15 protein-coding genes and 2 rRNA genes are annotated in these 18,583 nt (G+C 46.0%); 9 read left to right on the plus strand and 8 right to left on the minus strand.

Going from position 1 to position 18,583, the window contains the following annotated elements; translation table 11 throughout:
• Window positions 1–105 precede the first annotated feature (105 nt).
• A 5S ribosomal RNA gene (rrf, locus tag B050_RS0113985) occupies window positions 106–217 on the plus strand.
• Window positions 218–890: 673 nt separating this feature from the next.
• Window positions 891–1,002, plus strand: a 5S ribosomal RNA gene (gene rrf / locus B050_RS0114000).
• Between the two features lie 356 nt (window positions 1,003–1,358).
• Here rrf (B050_RS0114000) and B050_RS0114010 read toward each other — a convergent pair.
• The 3 genes from B050_RS0114010 to B050_RS0114020 form a co-directional block, all read right to left on the minus strand.
• A complete protein-coding gene (locus B050_RS0114010) occupies window positions 1,359–1,928 on the minus strand; it encodes a Maf family nucleotide pyrophosphatase (protein ID WP_018474561.1) in 570 nt (189 codons plus the stop codon).
• Window positions 1,929–2,049: 121 nt separating this feature from the next.
• A complete protein-coding gene (locus B050_RS0114015; protein WP_157492812.1) occupies window positions 2,050–3,078 on the minus strand; it encodes a DUF1015 family protein in 1,029 nt (342 codons plus the stop codon).
• Window positions 3,071–4,564 carry an acetyl-CoA carboxylase biotin carboxylase subunit gene (locus B050_RS0114020; protein ID WP_018474563.1) on the minus strand — a complete coding sequence of 498 codons (1,494 nt, stop codon included), beginning with the start codon at window positions 4,562–4,564 and terminating at the stop codon, window positions 3,071–3,073. The genes B050_RS0114015 and B050_RS0114020 overlap by 8 nt, the downstream gene beginning before the upstream one ends.
• A 176-nt stretch (window positions 4,565–4,740) precedes the next feature.
• On the opposite strand from B050_RS0114020, the gene B050_RS0114025 reads away from it, so the two are divergent.
• Complete coding sequence (locus B050_RS0114025) at window positions 4,741–5,991, plus strand: aminotransferase class I/II-fold pyridoxal phosphate-dependent enzyme (protein ID WP_026235895.1); 1,251 nt, start codon at window positions 4,741–4,743, stop codon at window positions 5,989–5,991.
• A 95-nt stretch (window positions 5,992–6,086) separates the two neighbouring features.
• On the plus strand, window positions 6,087–6,263 hold the full coding sequence (locus B050_RS22490; RefSeq protein WP_018474565.1) for a histone H1-like protein: 177 nt from the start codon (window positions 6,087–6,089) through the stop codon (window positions 6,261–6,263).
• 76 nt (window positions 6,264–6,339) lie between these two features.
• Here the strand turns inward: B050_RS22490 and dapA are convergent, their stop codons facing one another.
• Genes dapA through ligA form a run of 3 tightly spaced genes read right to left on the minus strand, consistent with a single transcriptional unit; the run spans window position 6,340 to window position 10,163 of the window.
• Window positions 6,340–7,191, minus strand: a complete 852-nt coding sequence (dapA, locus tag B050_RS0114035) for a 4-hydroxy-tetrahydrodipicolinate synthase (protein WP_018474566.1) — start codon at window positions 7,189–7,191, stop codon at window positions 6,340–6,342.
• Window positions 7,188–7,685, minus strand: a complete 498-nt coding sequence (locus B050_RS0114040) for a DUF6913 domain-containing protein (protein ID WP_018474567.1) — start codon at window positions 7,683–7,685, stop codon at window positions 7,188–7,190. The genes dapA and B050_RS0114040 overlap by 4 nt, the downstream gene beginning before the upstream one ends.
• A gap of 18 nt (window positions 7,686–7,703) precedes the next feature.
• Window positions 7,704–10,163, minus strand: a complete 2,460-nt coding sequence (ligA, locus tag B050_RS0114045) for an NAD-dependent DNA ligase LigA (protein WP_018474568.1) — start codon at window positions 10,161–10,163, stop codon at window positions 7,704–7,706.
• A 652-nt stretch (window positions 10,164–10,815) separates the two neighbouring features.
• On the opposite strand from ligA, the gene B050_RS0114050 reads away from it, so the two are divergent.
• Window positions 10,816–11,463 (plus strand): TetR/AcrR family transcriptional regulator, encoded by a 648-nt coding sequence (locus B050_RS0114050; protein WP_044202658.1) that lies wholly within the window; start codon window positions 10,816–10,818, stop codon window positions 11,461–11,463.
• 37 nt (window positions 11,464–11,500) lie between these two features.
• On the opposite strand, the gene xseB is transcribed toward B050_RS0114050, so the two are convergent.
• The gene (gene xseB, locus B050_RS0114055) at window positions 11,501–11,701 is read right to left on the minus strand and encodes an exodeoxyribonuclease VII small subunit (protein ID WP_018474570.1); all 201 of its coding nucleotides are present in this window, start codon (window positions 11,699–11,701) and stop codon (window positions 11,501–11,503) included.
• Window positions 11,694–13,007: an exodeoxyribonuclease VII large subunit gene (gene xseA / locus B050_RS0114060; protein WP_018474571.1), complete on the minus strand. Its 1,314-nt coding sequence runs from the start codon at window positions 13,005–13,007 to the stop codon at window positions 11,694–11,696. Before xseA ends, xseB begins: the two co-directional genes overlap by 8 nt.
• A gap of 436 nt (window positions 13,008–13,443) precedes the next feature.
• Here xseA and B050_RS0114070 point away from each other — a divergent pair, with 436 nt between their 5' ends.
• The 4 genes from B050_RS0114070 (at window position 13,444) to B050_RS0114085 (ending at window position 18,183) form a co-directional block, all read left to right on the plus strand.
• Entirely contained in the window at window positions 13,444–14,355 is a 912-nt protein-coding gene (locus B050_RS0114070; RefSeq protein WP_018474573.1) for a dihydrodipicolinate synthase family protein, read from the plus strand.
• Window positions 14,355–15,800 (plus strand): aldehyde dehydrogenase (NADP(+)), encoded by a 1,446-nt coding sequence (locus B050_RS0114075; RefSeq protein ID WP_018474574.1) that lies wholly within the window; start codon window positions 14,355–14,357, stop codon window positions 15,798–15,800. Before B050_RS0114070 ends, B050_RS0114075 begins: the two co-directional genes overlap by 1 nt.
• Before the next feature lie 94 nt (window positions 15,801–15,894).
• Window positions 15,895–16,893: a 4-hydroxyproline epimerase gene (locus B050_RS0114080; protein ID WP_018474575.1), complete on the plus strand. Its 999-nt coding sequence runs from the start codon at window positions 15,895–15,897 to the stop codon at window positions 16,891–16,893.
• Between the two features lie 42 nt (window positions 16,894–16,935).
• The gene (locus tag B050_RS0114085) at window positions 16,936–18,183 is read left to right on the plus strand and encodes an NAD(P)/FAD-dependent oxidoreductase (protein ID WP_018474576.1); all 1,248 of its coding nucleotides are present in this window, start codon (window positions 16,936–16,938) and stop codon (window positions 18,181–18,183) included.
• Window positions 18,184–18,583 lie beyond the last annotated feature (400 nt).

Below are 18,583 nucleotides of genomic sequence, written 5' to 3' on the forward strand. Positions count from 1 at the left end.
CCGAAAGCTTACCTGTTACAAGGTTGTATTATCTTATCAGTAGTCAATAAACTACCTAAAAATATTAACAGCGAACTAAAGCTGTGGGNCTAGTCCCAACGACTTTAGGGTGGTACGGCGCAAGGGATCCACCTCTTTCCATCCCGAACAGAGAAGTTAAGCCTTGTCGCGCCGATGGTACTGGGGTTACACCTGGGAGAGTAGGTCGCCGCCCGCTTTTATTACAAAGCCTTTTACAGAAATGTGAAAGGCTTTTTTGCGTTTAATGCATTCTAATAACCAGCTATCGATTAATATAATATGGCTATAGAATAAATGATCATCCAGAACTTCTGAGGGCACACGGATATTAAGCATAACTTTTTAACATTCTGCATAGGAATTATTCCATGTTCTACTACTTAGAATCGATTAATATTGCTTTAGAATAAGTGAATCTAAAAATATTAGCACCGATATAATGCTTAGGGCTGCTCCCCAATGACTTTAAACTGATACCTCGCCAGGGATCCACCTCTTACATTCCGAACAAAGAAGTTAAGCCTTGTCGCGCTAATGGAACAGGGCTTACACCTGGGAGAGTAGGTCGCCGCCCGCTTTTATTATAGCGCCATTTACAGAAATGTGAAAGGCTTTTTTGCGTTTAATGCTTTGCTAATTACCCCTTCTAATCCCTTGGATGATGCTTCAGTTTCCCATCCCAAATAGGAGCGATAATCATTATCCCCTTATTTTTCAAGATCACGAGGTATTTGTCTATTGGAGGAGGATTTATCGGGAATGGTCCCTGAAAACTGAATACTTGGGATGGCGTAATATCATTTTTAATTGAGTCATTAAACTAATATTAATAGCACCGACCTGATGCTTAGGGCTGCTTACTAAGGACTTTAAGCAGATATATCACTAGGAATCCACCTCTTACATTCCGAACAGAGAAGTTAAACCTTGTCGGGCTAATGGAACAGGGCTTACACCTGGGAGAGTAGGTCGCCGCCCGCTTTTATTATAGCGCCATTTACAGAAATGAGAAAGGCTTTTTTGCGTTTAATGCATCCTAATAAGCTTCTATCGATTAATATGGCTATTAATAAGTCAATAAGCTAAAAATATTAGCACCGACCTGCTGCACGCCTTATTTAATATCTTATTATTTTGTGTTTTGTTACAGGTGATTTCCATCCGTCTTAATAGTAATATTTGGTTAATTATCCTCCTTGAATAATAAACTAAAAATGAATAAATCCCTCCCAATTGGCTATAAACGCATAAAGGGCTATGGAATCTATTATTATGATTTCATAGCCCTAGCGATGGATATTATAAATAAACATAAATTAATTTAAAGCTATATTAGCTTACCATGATTTTAATGTTTCGTAAACTTTATGGACAGGAAGACCCATCACCGTGTAAAAAGAGCCTACTAATTTATACACCGCTACATAGCCGATCCATTCTTGCACACCATAAGAACCCGCCTTGTCATAAGGCTGATGCTTATCAATATAGGCACTGATTTCCTCCTCAGATAGGGATTTGAAATGCACCTCCGTCATATCATCAAACACAAGCTTCTTCGTATTGTCCATAATGCAGACACCGGATACCACCTGATGGACATTTCCAGAAAGCAATTTCAGCATCTCCATTGCCTCAGTTTTATTGCCAGGCTTATTTAATATCTGACCATTTACCAGCACCGTGGTATCAGAAGTGATCACTATCTCATCTTCCGCTAACTCCCCTTCATAAGCCATCGCCTTTTTCTCTGCCAAATAAGCAGCTACCTTATTATGAGCCATATCTAAAGGAAAATCCTCATTGACATCCTTAGACTTTACCTCAAATGGGATTTCTAAACCTGCCAATAGCTCTCTTCTCCGTGGTGATTTACTCCCTAAAATTATTCTTTTGCCCAATACCATTTATTCTATCTTCTATTCCTATTATTAATCTATTACACAAAGTAATGGCGAGTCCTGCCATTTGAAAACCTGGTCTGCGGCAAAGTTAAAACTTATTGGCTATAAAATAAGAAGTAAGGGTTCAGTTCCTGTTCGCCACCAAACCCCCATCCAGTGCGAAGTGCAAAGAGTTTTCGGCCGGTTTGGGGTAAAAATTGGTGGATTTTGGGGGTAGGATTATCCCATTTTCACTTGAACTAATGATTTCCTCCAAGGGCAGTGCAGGGAAGAGTATTCCAAAATCGAACTGCCCATTGTCTAGTTGATCATAAAACTCCACTTCATCCTCCGTATAAGCATAGTTTATGATGCTGGGCTTAAGGCCTTCGATTACCTTATCGATTTGCAATAGCGTGCTCACCACAGGAAATTCGGAGGAATGGGCTTTATATCCCAAACTATATATTTCTTTGCCCCATAATAAATAGAAACCCTCCTTAGGTAGGTCTGCTAGGCTAGGACCTGATGGTAATAAGCTTAAATTAAAGCTCGCTTTTAACTCTGCCCATAGGCCTTCACGGTTTTCGGGATTCATCTTATACATCTTGTGAAAAGGCTTGATGTCCTTCAGTCGTGGAAATGCATTGACCAGGTACATCATATGATAGCTCTTATGATCGGAACTGGATTTTGCCTGATGCGTTGATAGGTGTTTTGAGGCTGCGAGACGATGGTGACCGTCAGCCAAAAGGATTTTTCTTTCTGAAAGTACCTCTTGGAAAAGGCTGATTTTCGATGGATCAGTTAACGGCTTAAGCTGATGAATCACCCCTTTAGGATCGGTCCACTCATGAGGCTTTTGCTGAATGATCTCATCCATGATGGGCTCTAATAGCTGGCTGGGGTCATCATAAAGCCCAAAAGTGGGTTGGATTTGTGTGTTTACCTTTTCCAAACTTGCTATGGTACTTTGGACATGATCTGGAAAAGTGGCCTCATGCTGTAATATGCAGGAGCTGTCCAGTGGGTCTATCAACGCCACGAACCCTTTTTGACACTGATTATTGCCGAAAAGTTGATAATAGATATAAAGGGAGGGCTGATTATTTAGAGGAAAAACATCAGCTTTTGCCAGAGGCAGAGTAGCACGGAAAGGAAATAGTTTAGGCATTAAACCTCCTGCTTTTCCATTTTGACTGCTCAGATTGATTAGGAGCATTGGATTTGGCGCTTGGCTTTACCTGTTGGAGGCTTACCGCGAGGATGGCCAGAACCTCCTTTTCCTCTGCACTGAGGGGCCTTATAAGCGATGATGGGCTGAAATGATTTTCCACGAATTTAGTATCAAAGTTACCATTTATGAATTCCTCATGCTCTAACACAAATCGTGCAAATTCCAGCGTGGTGGCGATTCCGCTAATATTATATTCTTCAATTGCCCGCTTCATTTTCTGAATTGCAGCGGGTCGATCTGCCGCATGTACGATCAGTTTTGCGATCATGGGATCATAGAAGATGGGTATGCTCATGCCTTCTTCAAAGCCATCATCCACCCGGATGCCGGGTCCTTGAGGCCGCTTATAGGTCATGAGGGTTCCGATGTCGGGCAGAAACCCATTCGCTGGATCCTCGGCATAAACCCGTACTTCCAATGTATGTCCATGGATGCGGAGCTCTTCCTGGTTGATGTTTAGGATTTCGCCTTGTGCCACCTTTATCTGGGCTTCCACCAGGTCGATTCCCGTGATCATCTCGGTCACGGGGTGCTCCACCTGCAAGCGGGTATTCATCTCTAAAAAGAAAAAATCCAAATGCTCATCCACGATGAATTCTACTGTGCCGGCACCGACATAATTACAGGCCTTAGCCACCTTTATAGCTGCTTCGCCCATTTCTTTTCTCATCTCAGGGCTTACCACAGGAGAGGGGGCTTCCTCAATTACCTTTTGGTGCCTGCGTTGAATGGAGCATTCTCTTTCGAAGAGGTATAGGTAATTATCATGATTATCGGCTAAAACCTGAATTTCTATATGCTTAGGAGAGCCGATATATTTCTCAATAAATACGGAGCCATTTCCAAAGGCAGATAGTGCCTCACTGGTTGCTCGATTCATTTGGGATGCGAGCTGATCGGCCTGCTCCACGACGCGCATGCCTTTGCCTCCGCCCCCTGCGCTGGCTTTTATGAGTACAGGATAGCCTATCTGATTGGCTACGGTGCTAGCTTCCTCGGTATCGACGATAGGATGATTGGTCCCCGGCACCATTGGGATACCATATTGGGCCACGGCTTGCTTTGCCTTGATCTTGTCGCCCATGGTCTGTATGGAATGCACAGAAGGGCCGATGAAAGTCATGCCTGCGGCTTCTACTTTTTGGGCGAAATCAGCATTCTCTGAGAGGAAGCCATATCCAGGATGGATAGCGTCCACGCCAAGATCCAGAGCAGCTTGGATAATCCTGTCTGCGTCCAGGTAAGATTCCTTTGCCGGACTGGGACCTATGCATACCGACTGGTCAGCATAGAATACATGGGGGGACTTGCGGTCGGCTTCACTATATACGGCTACGGAAAGGATCCCCATTTCACGAATGGTACGCATGATGCGAAGGGCTATCTCGCCTCTGTTGGCCACAAGGATTTTTTGAAAAGTCATCGGGAGGGATTTTGGTTTATTGATATTAAAAGCTGGATAAGCTCAAGTTAAGGATAAATGTTAAAAAACCTGAAAAAGAGGGACTGTTTTGTATATGACCTGAAAAAGTGCTATTTTTGGGGGTTTTCACACAGTCTATGTGAAGAAAAGATTAAGTACTCTAAACGTAATAAGTTTTGGATATATTTGAAAAGTTAAACACGAATTTAGGTCCCCTAGGAAAACATTCTGATTTGTCAGAAGGATATTTTATGTTCCCTAAATTAGAGGGTGAAATCGCTCCTCGAATGAAGTTTCAGGGAAAGGAAGTATTGACCTGGAGTTTGAACAATTACCTTGGTCTGGGGAATCACCCAGAAGTAAGGAAAGCTGATGCTGATGCCGCACAGAAGTGGGGTGCCGCTTATCCGATGGGAGCAAGGATGATGTCCGGGAATACGGACCTTCATGAGAAGTTGGAAAGTGAACTTGCTGCGTTTGTAGGCAAAGAAAAAGGCTACCTGCTTAATTATGGTTACCAAGGTATTATGTCAGTAATTGACTCATTGGTGGATCGGAAGGATGTGATCGTTTATGATAGCGAATGTCATGCTTGTATTATCGATGCATTAAGAATGCATATGGGGAAACGATTTGTTTTTCCTCATAATGATATGGCCAACTGTGAAAAACAGCTTGAAAGAGCCACAAGGCTTACTGCTGAAACAGGTGGTGGTATCCTCGTGATTACTGAAGGTGTCTTCGGTATGACAGGTAATATGGGCGATTTGAAAGGCCTCGTTAAATTAAAAGATAAATTCCAATTCCGTCTATTGGTGGATGATGCTCATGGTTTTGGTACTATGGGTCCTACTGGTGCAGGTGCTGGTGAAGCTCAGGGCGTTCAGGATCAAGTGGATCTTTATTTCTCCACCTTTGCGAAGTCTATGGCCGGTATCGGTGCATTCATCGCAGGTGATGAGAAGGTGGTTCACTACCTTAAATACAATATGCGTTCGCAGATTTTTGCAAAATCTCTGCCTATGATTTATGTGGAAGGTGGATTGAAGCGTCTCGAAATGATCCGTTCTAACCCTGAACATAAAGAAAAACTCTGGACGATCGTCAATGCCCTGCAAAATGGCCTTAAAGAAAAAGGATTCAGCATCGGTACGACTACCACTCCTGTGACCCCTGTGGTGCTCAATGGTACCGTGGGCGAGGCAGCAACGCTAAGTAAGGACCTTCGGGAAAATTATAATATCTTCTGCTCCGTGGTGATCTATCCGGTAGTTCCAAAAGGTATGATTATCCTAAGGCTTATTCCTACTGCTTCCCATTCCCTGGAAGATGTGAAGGAAACGATCGTTGCCTTTGAGGCAATCAAGGATAAGCTAACCAGTGGATATTACAAAACCACTGAATTAGCCGCTTCATTTGGTGAATAAAATGGAAAAATGTACCTCCTCTGTTGTTTTTTAAACATTTTGACTATATTGAGAGGGTAAAAAACATTTCATCAACCAAAAAACTAATTTTTACTATGAGCAGATTTAGTGAAATTAAAGATCTCGTGACCTCTTTGGAGGCAGACTTCGAAAAGTTCTATGATAAAGGAAATTCAGCTGCTGGAACCAGAGTAAGAAAAGGCATGCAAGATCTGAAGAATATCGCTCAGGATATTCGTAAAGAAGTACAGGAAATGAAGAATGAAGATTGATATATTTCCGAGTAAAACTAAAAAAAGGAGACTGTAATTACGGTCTCCTTTTTTGGTTTTTATATGCTATGGTCGGTTAGACCAACGCTTTGATTTTTTCGTCAAGATCTTTGGAAGCCCTTAGCAGTGGCAGGCGGACCTGATCGCCACATACTCCTAGATGCTTGAGCAGGTTTTTGACCCCTACAGGGTTACTCTCTGCATACATCAATGGATTGATTTCCAATAGGCCAAAGGTAGCTTTCTTGGATTCCTCCTCGCTGCCATGGCAGATCGTCTTGAAGGTGGAAGGAAAAGCATTTGCCAATACCGAAATTACCCCTTCTCCACCTATCGCACGGATGGAGCTGGTCAGCATATCATCTCCGGAGATCAGGAGGAAATCCTCAGGCTTATCTCTGGCAATCTGCATGCACTGAACAAAATCCCCGCTGGCTTCTTTTACTCCAATAATTCGCTCATGCTTGGCAAGACGAAGGACCGTATCAGCGGTCACATTGGACATGGTGCGACCGGGTACATTATATAGAATGATAGGCAGCGGACATGCATCTGCCACCTTAATATAATGCTGATAGATGCCCTCCTGAGTAGGCTTATTATAATATGGACTTACAGATAATATGGCATCCACCTCGCTGAGGTCGGTGGCTGAAAGCTCATCCAGAACCGCCTGAGTGAAGTTGGCACCAATACCATATACGATGGGCAGACGTTTATTGACGATCTTGATGACCTTGGCCAGGACAGTGCGTTTTTCTTCTCTAGTCATGGTTGAGGCTTCGCCGGTAGTTCCCTGAACTACCACATAATCAGCACCGCCCTTTATCACATGTTCGATGACATTTTCCAACCCTTGAAAATCAATATTCCCTGCTTCATCAAAAGGGGTAACCAATGCTACTCCTGTCCCTGTAAATTGCTTCATTTTTTAAGTATATGCTTTAAATATTTTACTAAATTCTCCAGATTTGACACCATTTCCTGACCTTCCGGCTGCACCATAATGTCTAATAGTTGGAGATTTTTACTGTAATAAAATCCTGCTTTATAGCTGGAAATCTTGTCCCTTATGATCTTTGTGATGAATGGATCATCCGCCGTGAAAGTAAGAATCATTAAGTCGGAAGGACTTTTTATAAACTCTTGAAGTTCCGGATTTGCTGAACCAAAAAGATCAAAATCTTTATAGGATAAAGCTCCCTCATGATTGGGGCTTTTCTGATATATTTTTCCAATAATCTCCAGCTCCCCATCCCATCGGTCCTGAATTAGAGCTTGAGATTTTACCAAATTTTCATAAGAACATGCTAAAATATGAATAGATTTTATATCCTCAATCGATTTTTTGCTTTTCTCAAAATTGGCAGGCCTTTTTTTATTGGATTTATACTTTATAAAGATTTTTTTGATCCATTTCATGGTGTTTCACAAAGGGCTTTAGTCATTTATCATTTTCAGGAATGCTTCCTCACTGATCATTTTTATCCCCAATTTATCCGCTTTTTCCTTTTTACTCGGTCCCATATCCGCCCCTTCAATGATCAAATCCAAGGTCTTAGAAACGGATTTTACATAAGTGCCTCCATGCGCTGCTATCGCATCGATAATCTCATCGCGATTAAAATGCTCAAATTTGCCGGAGGCAAGCACCTTAAGCCCTTCGAGTTTTTGGCTGGCCTGAGCCGGCAGGTCTTCCTCTTTGAGCTGAAATTGCAAACCTGAATCTCTTAGCCTTTGGATGGTGTTTAGATTTTTATCGATCGCAAAGAACTCATGAATGCTATGCACTAGCGTCTCCCCAACACCATTGATCTCCAGCAACTCCTCGGTACTCGCCCCTTGGATGGCCTCGATGCTCTTGAAATGCCTTGCAAGCAGCTGAGCGGTATTCTCACCTATATTTCTGATCCCTAAGCCAAATAATACCTTCTCAAATGGCTGAGACAATGAGGCCTTGATGCCAGAAAGCATATTGGAAACCACGCCCTCCTGGAAGGTATTGCCTTTCAGTTTTTGGATCTTATCCATCTGCTCGGAGGCCAGGTCCAGATCCAGTGCTAGGATGATATCATGAATGGTATTCTCCCGCTGACTGACGCTGATCAGGTGCTCCAGAGTCACCTGCTTACCCACAAACATCGCTAAGCAGGGCGCCACCGGCACAAAGTCCTCGATAGTATCTAAATTGGCCTCATGAAGCAGGGCGATAAACTTCTCCAAAGAGGCCACATTCTGGGCGGTTTTCTTTTTCTGAGAGCGGATAAATTCCTCAAAAACGGTCAATCTAGCCTGAAGCTCCAGCGTTTCTGTATCGGTGATGAATTTATCTATTGCCGATAGACTGCTGTCCGTGATCGCATATAAGGCCTTACGTAAGGTGACATATAGGTGCCCAGACCCGTTTTTTTCGTATTGATCGGTATTGATTTCTAAGCCCAATAATTGGTCTTTTTTGGCTTCCAGGTCGTACAGATCCGCTGGACTTTCCACATAGCCTTGGTTGATCAAAGCGCGGATTCTCTCGGTGCCCATGCTATCAATATTCATGGCTCTCTTATGCACGAAATGTTCTATCCGGCCCAGTGCCTGAGGCGGGCAGCTTTCTACATTAGGGCAGAAGTGCTTTGCTTCGCCTTCGTTTCGCTCCAGGGCGGTGCCGCATTCCGGACAATGGCTGATATATTGGATGGGCTTGGCTTCCGAAAGTCGGTTTTCTAGGGCTACTCCTGTGATTTTTGGGATGATTTCTCCACCTTTTTCCACAAATACCGTATCCCCATCATGCAGGTCCAGCCTTAATATTTCATTGGCATTGTGAAGGGAGGCACGCTTTACCGTTGTCCCAGCGAGCTGGACAGGGGAGAGGTTTGCGACTGGAGTGATAGCCCCCGTTCGCCCCACCTGATAAGTGACGGACATGAGCTTGCTTTCCGCACTTTCTGCCTGATATTTATAGGCAATGGCCCATCGTGGGATTTTTGCCGTGAAGCCCAGGGTCTCCCTTTGCTCATAATTATTCAACTTGATCACCACCCCATCGGTGTCTAAGGGCAGGGAGAGTCGCTCTTCCCGCCATTTTTCTATAAATCCAAAGACCGACTGAATGTCGGTGCAATTTTGGTAGGTTGGGGAAATATTGAAGCCCCATTTTTCAAGTAATAGCATGGCTTCATTATGCGTTTCCACGCCAATCTCATCTCCAAGAAGCTGATAAAAATAGCAGTTGAGCCTTCGCTTGGCCACCACACTGCTGTCCTGCATTTTTAGGGTGCCTGAGGCAGTATTTCGAGGATTGGCGAGTAAGGCTTCTCCCTTTTCTCCCCGCTCTATATTCAATTTTTCAAACTCTCTAATGGGCATGAATATCTCACCACGGATTTCGAACTTTTCGGGAATATCTTTGCCTTCCAGGTACTGAGGGATGTTTTTGATGGTCCTTACATTCGCCGTGACATTGTCACCACGGTAGCCATCTCCACGAGTGACGGCACGCTGCAATTCTCCGTTTTCATACACCAAACTGATGGCGACACCGTCAAATTTTAGCTCACAAAAATAACTATAATCCCGATGACCCAGCCCCTTGGCCACCCGCTCATCAAAAGCCATCAACTCCTCCATACTGTAGGTATTGCCGAGGCTTAGCATGCGCGTCTCATGTTCTACCGTCTCAAAATTCTTCGTAATCGTGCCCCCGACATGCTGACTCGGGCTGTTTTTGGCTTTCAGCTCCGGGTACTCCTCCTCCAGCTCAATGAGCTCCTGAAGTAATTGGTCAAATTCATAATCACTAATCTCATTTCGGTCTTCCTGATAATATAGATTATTATGATAATGAATGGTCTGGGTTAATTTAGCGATTCGCTGCTGCGCTTCTTCCTTAGAAATCTGGTTCATGTAAAACTAAAGATCGGTTCTTGATGTACTATTGACTATGCTTTTTTTTGGTGATTTTCATAAATTCACCCTAGGAAATAATTGGACCGAGGCCTCTATACCTTCCTGAGATAGACCTTATCCTGGCAATTAAGAATTAGGTCTAATCAAAATCCTGTAAATTCATTCAACGGATTTTTTTCAGTTCAAATCTACACTTTTTATGGGACTTTAATGGTAGCAGAGGGCTAAAATTGCCAGCAGATCCAGAGGAACTGCTTACCCATTTTGGGCATTGACCTTAAGCAAAATTGCCCATTCTCAGTACCTGACTTATCAAGCGAATTATCCTCCTATAGATATAAAATTACTCTGCCTCAAGTCCGAATAGATAGGTAGTTGCAAAGGATAACCTAAAGCTTCTGAAGCTCAGCCAATTATTTTCGGTGCTTTTTTTAAGTAAACCAGGAGATGGCTGGGGAATAGAAAGAAGCCTAAATATTAATGGTCAAATACTTGGTGATCAGGTGATTTTGAGATTGGATCTATAATCCTGCTGGTGGAATGGGGCTTTTGGCTCCGTGCCGAGGGGCTGAGTAATTACCCCTAGCTATTCTTTGTCTTTTTTTTAAGTCAATTGAATTTTTATATTTGGGCCAAGATCAAAATTAGAATGAAAAGAAATTATCATCCAGAAATAGAGCAAAAGATTTTAGAAGGAGCCAATGAGCTCTTCTTTGGCAAAGGCTTCAAATCAACCACCATGGATGATATTGCCAAAAAATTAGGCATGAGTAAGAAGACAGTTTATCAGTATTTCCCTGGGAAGCGGGAACTGTTAGAAGCCTCATTTGATCTTTTGAAAACCAACTTAAGTATCAAGGTGGAGACGATTTTGGAGAATGAAGAGATGACTTTTCTGATGAAATTGCGCTCCATGCTCACGGCCATAGCCAAGGACCTCGGCCCGATCAATCCTGAACTCCTCGCCGATATGCGCGATCAGGTGCCGGAAGTTTGGTCCCAACTGGAGGATTATATCCGTACTTCTGCCTATCTGCGCTTCCAGCGGCTCATTCAGTCCGGAATCGACCAGGGATTGGTGGGATCACATGTCAATAAAAGTATGGTGGTCCTTCTATATGCCTCCGCCATTCAGAATCTCATAGACCCTAAATTCCTGTCCCAGTTTCCAGGAGAAATGGTGAATAGCCTAAAAATCAATCCTGCCAAGGTATATGATCAGGCCATTTCCATTATTTTTGAAGGCATACTGACACCTGAGGCCCGCCAGGAATACCTGGACCAAAAGCCAAATTAATTCTTTCCAAACCCAATATAAGGGCCAGAAGGCCCTGTTAATCCTCCTCTGTGAAGGCGGCGGAGATTTCTTCCTCGGTCATTCGGAGTTTTCCTTTACAGCTTTTGACTAAGCTGCTGGCTTCCTTGACGAGTTTAGAAAGCTCATCGATGCTGGTTTCATCGGCTTCTAGCTCAGTGATGATTTCCTCAATCCGCTTGACAGCCTTGTCGTAGCTGAATTCTGTTTCTTTATTCATGATTTTCGGTGGAATTGATAGTACTTATTATTTTTAGTTTGGCACCATAGGTGACCATAGTATCTCCTGCTTTGGGTTCAGTTTTGCTGATCGACCGGCCATTTATCTCGGTTCGGGTATAGCCTTTCTGCAAGTAATGATCAGGATCCAGTCGTTTTAGGTCCTTGATTATAGTGTCCATCAGCGCATTTTCCTGGTTGAGGGTATGCCTGCTGGCCCGCTTTAGGCTTTCGTAGCGCTGGATGAGCTGCTGGTAGTGCGTTTTGGTAATTTGCTTAGCGGTATTTTGCAACTTATAGCTCAGCAGGTTGCTCATTTCTTTTTCTTGCTGAATCCTATACGAGAAACCACTATTGAGCCTATGCTCCAGCTGAGCAAGATGCCGACCTTCTGCCTGTAGAGAAAAGCTGACTTTTCTTTCCAGCTGTTTCATGAGCTGATTGAGCCCATCTTCATAGTCCCTATAGCCGGAGAGGATAAATTCTGCCACGGCGGTGGGGGTCTTCATTTGAGTGTGTGCCACCAGATCGGCGATGGATTCATCTCGCTCATGACCGATACCCGTGACCACAGGCAGCGTGGTATTGGCGATAGCCCGTGCCAAATCATATTCATCAAAGCTGTCCAGGTCCAGCTGCGCGCCGCCACCCCGGATGATGATCATCAGGTCAAAGGGGAGCTGGTGTTGGTCTTTTTCGATTTGCTCGATGGCCTGCACGATACTCGCCACGGCCGCATCCCCCTGCATAGTGGCAGGATAGAGCTTATAATGCACGCGATAGCCTTCCCGATTTTGATCTACTTGGTCTTTGAAGTCCCCAAAGCCCGCGGCAGTTGCAGAGCTAATCACGGCTATCTTTTGGGGTACAGTGGGGAGCAGAAACTGCTTATTAAGCTGCATCAGACCTTCCTTCTGCAAGCGCTGGAGGGTTTCTTGCTTCCTCCGTGCTTTTTCGCCCAAGGTAAAGTTTGGATCGATATCCTTGACATTCAGGCTAAGACCATACACCGGGTGGAACTGGACATTAACCTGCGCCAGTACCTTCATCCCCGTCTTGAGCGGCGTGCCCGTGATGGACTGAAAACGACTGGATATACTGCTATAAGCGTAAGCCCAGATATTCGCCTTGACCTTGGCGAGTACCTGTTGATTGCTCTTCTCCACCAGTTCCAGATAGGCATGCCCCCGCGGAGATCCCCGCAGGTCGCCAATCTCCGCCACCACCCAATAGGTGGGAGACAAATGACTGTCTATGGCCTGCTGAATCTGCTGATTTAATTCCGATAGGGTCAAGGGTGTCTGCATAATTGCAAAATAAATAAAAAATACCGAGTACTGAATAGTTTATGCGGGATAGCTTGAAGGTTTATCGCTGTCCACCTCTCACCAATACTCATAAGTCCTGCCGCCAACTAATGAGGCATCCTATTTCACCCAGCCTATCCCAGCCTAGCAGAGGGGGATTTAGCTTATTGGAGGAGGCATCATTTTTTGCAAGGCAACCAGAAATCACTCTTTAAAGCTTCATTAAGTCCAGCGCAGCTCAGCGGCAGCAGGAGATTTTGGGAGAGTGAAGTTTTTGATTTCGGCCCTGGGCCAAAATTGATTTTCCTGTCCATCGGGATTTTCCTTTCTGCCAGGGAGAAATAAATAGGACAGTATTGTATCATGAATCACCAATTTGGTGCAATTTATCCTGAAGTCATCGCGCTACATTTGTAAGGAACTAAAATAAATAACTATGAACTGGAACGGTGTATTTCCCGCTGTCACTACCAAATTTTTTGAGGATGGCAGCCTTGACTTTGATACTTTCTTCAGAAACCTGGATGCACAGCTTGATGCAGGTGTGGCGGGGGTGATTTTGGGCGGTACACTGGGAGAATCCAGTGTGCTGGAGGAAGAGGAGAAGATAGAATTGACCCGCAAAACCATCGATTACCTCCGTGGGCGTGTGCCAGTAATACTGAATATTGCAGAAGGGGCCACCGCAAAGGCGGTCCACTGGGCCCGGCAAGCCGAGGAGCTGGGAGCACAGGCCTTGATGCTGCTGCCTCCCATGCGCTATAGCTCAGATCATCGGGAGACCGTAGCTTATTTTAAGGCCGTGGCAGAAGCCACTACTTTGCCCATTATGATTTATAATAATCCTGTGGACTATAAGACCTATATTACACTGGAGATGTTTGACGAATTACAATCTTGCCCCACTATACAAGCGGTCAAGGAGTCCACCCGGGATGTCAGCAATATCACACGTATGAAAACCCGCTTTGGTGACCGCTATAAGGTGCTATGTGGGGTGGATACGCTGACTATGGAAAGTGTCATCATGGGTGCTGATGGTCTTGTCGCTGGGCTAGTATGTGCTTTCCCCGCCGAGACCGTGGTATTATTTGACTTGGTGAAGGCTCATAGGATCAAGGAAGCCATCGCATTATACCAGTGGTTTTTGCCTTTGCTGGAATTGGATATTCATCCTAAATTGGTACAGTATATCAAGCTGGCCGAGCAGATGACGGGAATAGGAACCGCCCATGTAAGGGCTCCGCGCCTCCGCTTGGTGGGGGAAGAAAAAGAAAGAGTAGAACGCTTGATTCAGCATGGCTTAGATACCAGACCCAATTTATCCTCATTAAAAACACTTGCCTAATGCAACTAGACCATATCATGCAGCAATCTGCTGCCGCCTTTAGCCAATATAAAGAAACAAGCTTGGCGCAGCGGGCGACTTTTCTGCGGCATCTGGCTGAGCTACTCGACCAGGGAGTAGAGCGGCTGCTGCCGATCGCCTGTGCCGAATCTCACCTCCCCGAAGGACGTATCAAGGGGGAACTGGCTCGTACGACGGGCCAGATTCGCTTATTTGCCACTTATCTCGAGGAAGGCAGTTGGCTGGAGGTGACGATCGATCATGGCGATCCTGATCGCAGCCCCGCGCCAAAGCCTGACCTGCGAAGGATGCTGGTGCCACTGGGGCCGGTGATTGTCTTTGGGGCCAGTAATTTTCCCTTAGCATTTTCTACTGCTGGCGGAGACAGCATATCGGCCTTGGCGGCAGGCTGCACGGTGGTGTACAAGGGGCACCCTGCCCATCCGGAAACCTCCCTTTTGGTATTTGAATTGGTGCAGGCAGCGCTGAAGGAGCAGGATTTGCCTGCGGCAATATTCCAGCATGTGGCCGGAGGAATAGCCGAAGGACAGGAGCTGGTACAGCATCCTTTGGCAGAGGCCGTGGCCTTTACAGGTTCATATACCGGAGGAAAAGCCCTCTTTGACCTGGCTTATGCCCGACCAAAGCCTATTCCTGTATATGCCGAAATGGGAAGTACCAATCCGATAGTTGCCTTGGAGGAGTATTGTGAAGCCAATATGGAAAAGATGGCCTCCGATTATAGCCAGTCGCTTACCTTGGGTGCTGGGCAGTTTTGCACCAATCCTGGTTTGCTGTTTATTCCCGAGTCTAAGGCCGATGACTTTGCGGCGCTAGCCGCTAAGCTACTTGCCGCCATGCCCTCTCAGCTGATGCTTCATCCTGGCATCCAAAGCGCCTATGCCTCCGCAGTGGAAGCCATGAAAGCCCAAGCGGGGCTGGAATGGATATGTACTCCCGATCATCTCACTGCGGCCTTACCGGCATTGGCAAGGGTGAAAATGGAAGACTGGAGTGCCAGCCATCGCTTGCATGAGGAGGTATTTGGACCTTTTGGGCTGATGGTGACCTATGCGGACAGGGAGCAGCTCCATGCGATGCCAGCGCTGTTGCAGGGCCAGCTGACCATTACACTCTGGGCCGAGGAGCAGGAGCTTGCGGCACATGAGGGGCTGATCGCAGGACTAGGCAGCCGTTGTGGCAGACTACTCTTTGGGGGAGTGCCCACCGGAGTGGAGGTAGGCCATGCCATGCAGCATGGAGGACCATTTCCTGCGACCACCGATAGCCGAAGTACCTCCGTGGGCGTCCATGCGATCAAGCGATTTGCAAGGCCCCTGGCTTATCAAAATTGCCCCGACAGCCTTTTGCCGGAGGCACTAAAAGAAAAAAATCCACTAAAAATCAGCCGTACTGTGGACGGTAAGCTGAGCCTTGGGGACTAGCCGACAGGAGAGCCGGGAAGTGATTTATTCCTGGCCTTCGGCAAAATAGAATAGCTTAGCGAGGGTATATTTGCTTTTGGATTTAGATAAATAGATGAAGAAAACATTCAGTTGTATTGATGCGCATACCTGCGGCAATCCGGTGCGGGTGGTCACCGGCGGACTACCTCTACTGGAGGGAAAATCCATGTTCGAAAAACGACAGTTTTTTGTCAAAAACTATGATTGGATCCGTCGGGGGCTGATGTTTGAGCCTCGAGGCCATGATATGATGTCCGGATCCATGCTCTATGCGCCCCTTGATCCCGCCAATGATATGGGGGTATTGTATATAGAAACCAGCGGCTGCCTGCCCATGTGCGGCCATGGGACCATCGGCACCGTGACCGTGGCGATAGAGGAAGGGCTGATACAGCCCAAGGTCCCCGGTCAGCTACGACTGGAAACTCCAGCTGGTCTGGTGCTGGTCTCGTATGAGCAGCAGGCCGGCAAAGTGAGCGCTGTAAGGCTTACCAATGTTCCCAGTTTTCTGAGCGCCAGGGACCTTTATATCTGTTCGGAGGAACTGGGAGAACTGTCTTTCGACGTTTCTTATGGGGGGAATTTCTATGCGATTATCGATCCGCAGAAGAATTTCCCAGGCCTGGAGGCGTATAGCGCTGAGCAGCTGATCATGATGAGCCGCAAGCTACGAAGGGATATCAATCAAAAGTACGAATTTGTACATCCCGAAAACCCGGAAATCCGGGGACTGAGCCATATTCAGTGGATTGGGAAGCCAATCGACGAGCACTCTCATGGGAGGAATGCCGTATTTTACGGGGAGAAGGCCATCGATCGCTCTCCCTGCGGCACAGGTACCTCCGCCAGGATGGCCCAGCTATATGCTCGCGGAAAGCTGGGGCTGCACGAAGCCTTCATCAATGAAAGCTATATAGGTTCTAAATTCACTGGCGAAATCCTCGCTGAATGTACCGTGGGTGGTATTTCCGGTATCATCCCCAGCATAGAAGGCTGGGCCAAAATCACCGGATATAATACCATTTTCTTGGACGATGATGATCCCTATGTTCATGGATTCCAGGTGATATAAACCACCTTTCTTAGTCAAAAAAGCATAAATAATAAGCCAACGATGAAACCAAATCTAGTGATCGGTGGAGGGATAGTGGGCCTCTATACGGCCTATTATCTCCTGCAGCAAGGAGAAGAAGTAGAGATTCTCGACCAAGGAGAAATGGAGGTAAACTGCTCCACGGGCAATGCCGGGATGATAGTGCCGAGTCATATCGTGCCTCTGGCCTCACCGGGGATGATAGCGAAGGGATTTTCATGGATGCTATCCTCAAAAAGCCCTTTTTATATCCAGCCTCGGTTGGACAGGAGATTGGTGGATTGGTGTATGCTGTTTTACCGTCACTCCACCCTCCAGCATGTCAAAAAATCCATCCCTTCCCTGAAAGCCCTCAGCCTGTTGAGTCGTCAATTATATGTGGATTTTGTGGCAGAGCATGGCGATAATGGCATCCAGCTACAAGAAAAAGGCCTGCTCATGCTCTATCAAACGAAGGAAGGAGAGAAAGAAGAAAGGGAATTCAGTCATCTGGCCAGGGCCAATGGTCTGCAAGTGGAGGTACTGGGCTCAGAAGACATCCAGCGGCTGGAGCCCAATGTGGAGGTAAGGGCTCGAGGAGGAATTTATTTCCCGGAAGATGCCCATCTATCACCTGCGGACTTACACCGATATCTAAAAGGCTATCTAATCAAAAGAGGGGTGAAGATCCACACAAACCGAGCTGTTAGGGGATTTGATAAACAAGGAGACATGGTGACCGCAGTGCAGACCGATAAGGGTAGCATTCCCTGTGGCCAGCTGATGATCTGCGCGGGAGCTTGGTCCGGCGATCTGGCCAAAATGCTAGGTTTTCGCTTGCCTATGATGGGAGGGAAGGGCTATAGTTTTGAGCTTCCCAACCAGCCCCAGCTGCAACAAGCCAGTATTTTGACCGAAGCGAGAGTTTCGCAAAGCCCCTATGGACCCAAGGTGCGATTTGGGGGGACCATGGAGATCTCCAATCAACCCCAGAAGATCAATCTCAACCGAGTGCAAGGGATTTTTGATGCTATAAGCAGGTATTATCCCGACTTCCGGGCCGAGTTTCCCGCGGACCAGCAGATATGGTCAGGTCTGCGGCCCTGCTCCCCGGATGGCCTGCCCTATATCGGCAAGTCTCCAAGGTGGACCAATGTCTGTTTTGGCACCGGCCACAGCATGATGGGCCTCAGCCTGGCCCCCGCCACCGGCAAGCTCCTCGCCCAAATCGCCCATCACCAAAGCCCCAGCTGCCCACTAGAAGGATTCGTGGTCGATCGGTTTTGCTAGATAGGGGGAGGGGGATGGCTTTTAAATCGCAATAGTGAGACTTCGAATTAGTTTTTTGATTTAATGAAGTATTACGAATTAATATTTAGGCCCTGCGTGGAAGGTTCGAATCCCTCCGCGCAGGGCCTCCAGGCAGGTGGAAGAGAGCCGGTGTATATTAGGTCAGGAGAGATTGGAGCAACTAATAGCATGTAGCCCATTATATGGATGCCCTTTCAAAATTAAAATAGTCACCTTTTAGCATCCGCCCATTTTTTTATTCTGAGTAAATCCAATAAAAATGACCCTAGATTATGTCGCTGGTCAAGTGTTTTTGCTTTAATTGTGGAATGAGGGGGGTAATAGATGGTTATCAAACTTATACCTTGCATAGGTAATCACAGCACAGGAATATTCGGAA

The sequence above is a fragment of the Echinicola pacifica DSM 19836 genome (assembly GCF_000373245.1).
Lineage (GTDB): Bacteria > Bacteroidota > Bacteroidia > Cytophagales > Cyclobacteriaceae > Echinicola > Echinicola pacifica.